This is a genomic window from Methylobacterium sp. (genome assembly GCF_019750675.1).
In the GTDB taxonomy this organism is placed as follows: Bacteria; Pseudomonadota; Alphaproteobacteria; order Rhizobiales; family Beijerinckiaceae; genus Methylobacterium.
The window spans coordinates 1-5821 of the sequence record NZ_JAIEOF010000363.1 but is presented as its reverse complement, the minus strand read 5'-3'; the positions used below and the strand labels follow the sequence as shown (position 1 = coordinate 5821).

Sequence of the window (5821 nt, the reverse complement as noted above, 5' to 3'; positions counted from 1 at the left end):
TCCGGATCCTTGTCGACGCACACAACGCTGTGCCCGAAATCCGCCAGACACGTCCCGGAGACGAGACCCACGTAGCCCGCGCCAACCATCGCAATCCGCATGACGACCCTTTCCGGGCCGGGGCGTGGCCCAAGCCCAACGTCCTCGCACCCACGGGAATCGGCCACCCCGGATGTCAGGTTCCCTTAGGACGTTTGGCGGGGTTGTGCCACGGCATCTCGCTGGCCGCGCCGTGCCACGAGGCTGCGACCACACGGGCATCGCGGGGCCTTGGTCGCCCGAGTCCCGATCGGGCCCTGCCTGGATCACCCGCAGCAGCCTCGACATCGGGTGCCCCCGGTTGGCCATTCGGGCCGACGCGCCGGTTGCGTGATCGCGTTCGGTCGGGGGAGCGCGGACCCGCGCGCCCGGTTCCCTCGCGCCCCCTACGAGCCGCCGCCTTCCACAGGACCCCGAACATGCGTCGGGCCGCCACGCGCCCCGAAGGTTCGCGTGGCGGCCCGAAAGAGCCGTCAGCTTCGCCCGACGGCGTGTGTTCGTTACACCGTCGGGTAGGAGAACACGCCGACCGAGGCGTGGAAGGGGACGTGCTCGCGGGCACGACGCTGGCGAGCCTTCTCGAGGAGCTTGGCGCTCAGGCGGTCGCCGCCGATATCGGCGAACTGACGGTCGGTGAGCTCGGAGATTTCGCGCACCGAGGCGTTCTCACGCAGGGAGGCGGCGAAATGCTGAAGGAGGGACTGGACCATGGTGTGAACTCCGGATCTGGGGTGCGGCCAGGCTCTGCGGCCCGGCGCCATGACCCGGATGTAGGCCTTGCTGCGCTGCGGTAGGAGCGTCCATCGGATGGGGCTGCCATGCAGTTTGAGCATGAAATGAGCATAACTGCCGAGGACTTATGCAGCACTCCGCTAAACAACTGACGGCTAAAACGAAAATTCGACGCGACCGCAGACCCACGCCTGGGCTCTGGACAGCGGAACGGCAGGGGGCCGGACTCCCGTGTGCGTCGCAGCACGTCGAACCCCGGCGACGTTTCCGATTGCGACACCTTTGGGTGGATCGCGCGCCCTGAGCGGCCTTACTCGGCCGCGTTGCCGTAGGCGGGCACATCGGTGACATCGCCCAGGAAGCCACCCGACTGGCGTGCCCAGAGACGTGCGTAGAGGCCACCGCCTGCGATCAGTTCCGCATGGGTGCCCTCCTCGATGATCCGGCCGGCATCGAGAACGATCAAGCGGTCGAGGGCCGCGATGGTGGAGAGGCGGTGCGCGATGGCCAGGACGGTCTTGCCCTGCATCAGGGTGTCGAGGCTCTCCTGGATCGCCGCCTCCACTTGGCTGTCGAGGGCGGAGGTCGCCTCGTCCAGGATGAGGATCGGGGCGTCCTTTAGGATGACCCGCGCGATGGCGATGCGCTGGCGCTGGCCGCCGGAGAGCTTGACGCCGCGCTCGCCCACCTGGGCGTCGTAGCCGGTGCGCCCCTTGTGGTCGACGAGGTCGCGGATGAACGTATCGGCCTGGGCCAAGCGGGCGGCGCGCTCGACCTCGGCGATGGTCGCGTCGGGGCGGCCATACGCGATGTTGTCGCGGATCGAGCGATGCAGCAGCGAGGTGTCCTGGGTCACCATGGCGATCGCGCTGCGCAGCGATCCCTGCGTGACCCCGGCGATGTCCTGGCCGTCCACGAGGATGCGGCCGGTCTCGAGGTCGTGCAGGCGCAGGAGCAGCGCCGTGATCGTGGTCTTGCCGGCGCCGCTCACGCCCACGAGCCCGACCTTCTCGCCCGCGCGGATGTGCAGGTTCAGGCCCTCGATGATGGAGGCGTCGTCGCGACCGTAGTGGAAGCCGACGTTCTCGAAGTGAATGTCGCCGCCCGAGATCGCCAGGGTCCCGGCATCGGGCCGGTCGTTGATGGCGTGCGGACGGGCGATCGTCTGCATGCTCTCCTGGATGACGCCGACATTCTCGAAGATGCCGCGCACGGTCTGCATCACCCAGCCCGACATCGCCATGAGGCGCAGGACCAGGGCGAGGCCGGCCGAGGCCTCGCCGGTGGTCATGCCGCCGCGCTGCCACAGGATCACGCAGACGCTGGCGGTCGCGAGGATCAGCAGGCTGTTGAGGAGGCCGAGCAGGCTCGTCGTGCTGCTGACCAGCCGGAACTGGTGCAGGTAGGCCTTGGTGTGCACGTCGACGGCGTCGCGCACCGCCGCCCGCTCCTCGCGGTCGCGGGCGAAGAGCTTCACGGTCAGGATGTTGGTGTAGCTGTCGACGATGCGCCCGATCAGAGCCGAGCGGGTGTCGGCGGTGAGCAGCGAGCGCGACCGGGCCCGGGGCACGAACCACCGGGTCAGGGCGGCATAAGCCGCGATCCAGACCACCACCGGAAGGGCGAGCCAGAGGGAGATCGAGCCGAACAGGCCGACTGCCGTCACCGCGTAGATCGCGACGTAGAGCAGGGTGTCGATGAACACCACGGCGAGTTCGCGTACCGCCGGGCCGACCTGCACGACCCGGTTGGCGAGGCGCCCGGCGAAATCCGCCTGGAAGTACGAGAGCGAGTGCCCGAGGGTGTAGAGGTGCGTGCGCCAGCGGATCTGGTTCGTCGCCTGGGGCACGATGAGCTGGTTCGACAGGATCTCGTGCAGCCAGATCGTGATGGGCCGCACCACCAGGAGGAGGCCGGCCGCCAGCATCAGACCGGTGCCGTGCTCCTGCCACAGGGTGGCGCGGTCGGCCTTGTTCAGGATATCGATGAACCAGCCCATGAGCAGGTAGAGCGAGGCCTCCACCGACCCGGCCAGGACCGCCACCACGAACAGGATCGCGAGCGCGCCGCGGATCGGCCGCAGATAGAAGCCCGCGAAGCCGAGAACGGATTTCGGCGGCATGCGGCCGTCGTCGAAGGGCGCGAAGGTGTCGACCCGGCGCTCGAGCCAATCGAGAAACATGAGAACATCCGGTTGCTGCAGCGTCCCTTAGCTATGCCGCCTTGACCGTCCGCCAACCGGGGGGCGATGCCGCACGGAACCACCCGCCCCTTCCTGAGACGCCGCCGATGCTCCGCCTCGCCCTCTACCAGCCCGATATTCCGCAGAACACCGGCACTCTGCTGCGGATGGCCGCCTGCCTCGGCGCCGCCGTCGAGATCATCGAGCCGGCTGGCTTCGACGTCTCGGACCGGCACCTGCGCCGCTCTGGGCTTGACTACCTCGACCGGGTCACCGTGACCCGCCACCGCTCGTGGGACGCGTTCTCGGACTGGCGCCGCGCGGAGAACATCCGCCTCGTCCTCGCCACCACGCAGGGCGCCCTGCCCTACACCGCGTTCGCCTACCGGGACGGGGACTGCCTGCTGATGGGCCGGGAATCGGCCGGCGTGCCGGATGCCGTCCACGCCGCGGCGGATGCCCGGGTGGTGGTGCCGATCCGCCCGGACCTGCGCTCGCTCAACGTCGCGGTCTGCGCCGCGATGATCCTGGGCGAGGCCCTGCGCCAGACCGGGGGCTTTCCGAGCCCAGATTGAACGCCGTGCAATACCGCACTTGAACGGTGTTCAAATTATGCGATGACCCGGGAGTGGACAGCAGCCACCGACCCGGAGCCCCACCATGCTCAGACTGTTTCGCACCCTCGCCCGCGGCGCCGCCGCCCGCGCCGAAGAGGACCTCTTCGACCGCAACGCCCTCTTGATTCTCGACCAGCAGATCCGCGAGACCCGCGCCGCCCTGGAGCGCAGCCGCCAGGCGCTGGCCGCCTCGGTGGCGGGCGACCGCGCCGAGGAGCGCCGCCTCGCCGAGGTCGAGTCCCGCGCCGCCGACCTCGAGACCCGCGCCGTGGCGGCACTCCAGGCCGGACGCGACGACCTCGCGGCGCAGGCGGCCGAGGCCATCGCCGAACTCGAGGCCGAGCGCGACGCCATCCGAACCGCTCGGAGCCGATTCGCCATCGAGCTGGCCCGAATCCGCGCCAAGGTCGCCGACGCCACCCGGCGGCAGGCGGAACTGGAGCGGGGCCGCCGCCTCGCCGCCGCTGCCGAGACGGCCCGGCGCCTGCGGGTGAGCGCGGACCCGCAGGACCGGGCGACCCTGAAGGAGGCCGAGGCGACGCTGGCCCGCCTGCGCAGCCTCCAGGCCGCGGCCGACGACACCGAGGCGGCCCTGCGCGAGGCCGAGCCCGGCGCCGACCTCGCCGAGCGGATGGAGCGCGCCGGCTTCGGCCCGAGCACCCGCCCGACGCCGTCCGCGATCCTCGACCGCCTGCGCGCCCGGGCCGAGGCGCCCGGTCAGCCGACCGCCTGACCGTCCCGATTCGCCCCTCGTTCGAACCGCACGACCATTCAAGGAGAACGACGATGACCAACGAGACCGCGCAGCATTCCGGCGCCTGGGTCGCCTTCACCTACGCTTCGTTCCTCGGCTCAGCCGCCATGGTGGGCCTTGGCATCCTGTTCATGCCCATCGACATCTGGATCAAGGGCTACCTCGCCATGGGCACGATCATGCTCGTGCAGTCCTGCATCACCGCCACCAAGACGATCCGCGACGTCCACGAGGGCCGACGCATGGTCAACCGGATCGAGGACGCCAAGACCGAGCGGCTGCTGATGTCGGTGAAGGACTGAGGGCGCTCCGGCGAATTGACGGCCGGGCGGCGGGATGGGACATCCCCCGGCATGACCATGCCCGAATCCTCCGCCCCCCCGCTGCCCGAGGCCGAGCGCGACGCCGTCAAGGCCGCGGCGACGGCGTGGTTCACCACCCTGCGCGACCGGATCGTCGCCGCCTTCGAGACCCTGGAGGCGGAGGCGACGGGGCCCTTCCATCCCGACGCCCCGACGGCGCCGGGACGCTTCGAGAAGACGCCCTGGCAGCGCACCGACCACACCGGCGCCCCCGGCGGCGGCGGCACCATGGCGATGATCAAGGGCCGGGTCTTCGAGAAGGCCGGCGTCCACGTCTCGGCCGTACACGGCGAGTTCGCCCCGGAGTTCCGTGCCCAGATGCCGGGCGCCGCCGAGGACCCGCGCTTCTTCGCCACCGGGATCTCGCTGATCGCGCACCCTTGGAACCCCAACGTGCCGACCGTGCACATGAACACCCGCTTCGTGGTGACCACGAAGACCTGGTTCGGCGGCGGCGCCGACCTGACCCCGGTGCTCGACCGGCGCCGGACGCAGGACGACCCGGATTCGCTCGCCTTCCACGCGGCGATGCGGGAGGCCTGCGATGCCCACGCCCCGGCCGCCGACTACGCCCGCTACAAGGCCTGGTGCGAGGAGTACTTCCACCTCAAGCACCGCAACGAGCCGCGCGGCATCGGCGGAATCTTCTACGACTACCACTGGACCGGCGACCCGAAGGCCGACCTCGCCTTCACCCGCGACGTCGGGGGCGCCTTCCTAAAGGCCTATCCGGCCATCGTGCGCGCCAACCTGGCCACACCCTGGACCGAGGCGGACCGGCTGGAGCAGCAGGTCCGGCGCGGGCGCTACGTGGAGTTCAACCTGCTCTACGACCGCGGCACGATCTTCGGCCTGAAGACCGGCGGCAACGTCGCCTCGATCCTGTCGTCGCTGCCCCCGACGGTGCGCTGGCCGTGAGCACCCCGGCCGCCCCGCCGGCGGACATCACCGAGACCAACCGCGCGGTGGCGCGGATGCTGGCGGGCGCCCTCGGCGGCCGCCCCTCCGTCGCCCGGCACGCCGACGAGACCGGGCGCAGCCACGTCGATATCCTGACCTGCCACGACGCCCCGCGCCCCGGCCTCACCGCCTGCGCGACGGTGACGCTGGCCAACCACCCGCTCTACCAGGACGG

7 protein-coding genes and 1 pseudogene are annotated in these 5821 nt (G+C 70.5%); 5 read left to right on the top strand and 3 right to left on the bottom strand.

Translation table 11 applies throughout. The annotated features are described in order from the left end of the window. The 3 genes from K2X24_RS18725 to K2X24_RS18715 all read right to left on the bottom strand — a co-directional run. Positions 1–101: hypothetical protein (locus tag K2X24_RS18725; RefSeq protein ID WP_292499953.1), on the bottom strand; the 101-nt coding region annotated here is incomplete at its 3' end. Between the two features lie 438 nt (positions 102–539). Then, positions 540–749, bottom strand: a complete 210-nt coding sequence (locus tag K2X24_RS18720) for a hypothetical protein (RefSeq protein ID WP_238276077.1) — start codon at positions 747–749, stop codon at positions 540–542. 332 nt (positions 750–1081) lie between these two features. Further along, positions 1082–2953, bottom strand: coding sequence for an ABC transporter ATP-binding protein (locus K2X24_RS18715; protein ID WP_292499950.1), 1872 nt, complete (start codon positions 2951–2953; stop codon positions 1082–1084). Positions 2954–3060: 107 nt separating this feature from the next. On the opposite strand from K2X24_RS18715, the gene K2X24_RS18710 reads away from it, so the two are divergent. The 5 genes and pseudogenes from K2X24_RS18710 to K2X24_RS18690 form a co-directional block, all read left to right on the top strand. Next, positions 3061–3528: a tRNA (cytidine(34)-2'-O)-methyltransferase gene (locus K2X24_RS18710; protein WP_292499948.1), complete on the top strand. Its 468-nt coding sequence runs from the start codon at positions 3061–3063 to the stop codon at positions 3526–3528. An 85-nt stretch (positions 3529–3613) separates the two neighbouring features. After that, positions 3614–4303: a PspA/IM30 family protein gene (locus K2X24_RS18705; protein ID WP_292499947.1), complete on the top strand. Its 690-nt coding sequence runs from the start codon at positions 3614–3616 to the stop codon at positions 4301–4303. 53 nt (positions 4304–4356) lie between these two features. Continuing rightward, positions 4357–4626, top strand: coding sequence for a YiaA/YiaB family inner membrane protein (locus K2X24_RS18700; protein WP_292499946.1), 270 nt, complete (start codon positions 4357–4359; stop codon positions 4624–4626). Positions 4627–4683: 57 nt separating this feature from the next. Beyond that, positions 4684–5604: an oxygen-dependent coproporphyrinogen oxidase gene (gene hemF, locus K2X24_RS18695; protein WP_292499952.1), complete on the top strand. Its 921-nt coding sequence runs from the start codon at positions 4684–4686 to the stop codon at positions 5602–5604. Further along, a pseudogene (locus K2X24_RS18690) lies at positions 5601–5821 on the top strand (hypothetical protein); the annotation flags it as partial. The gene hemF and the pseudogene K2X24_RS18690, both read left to right, overlap by 4 nt.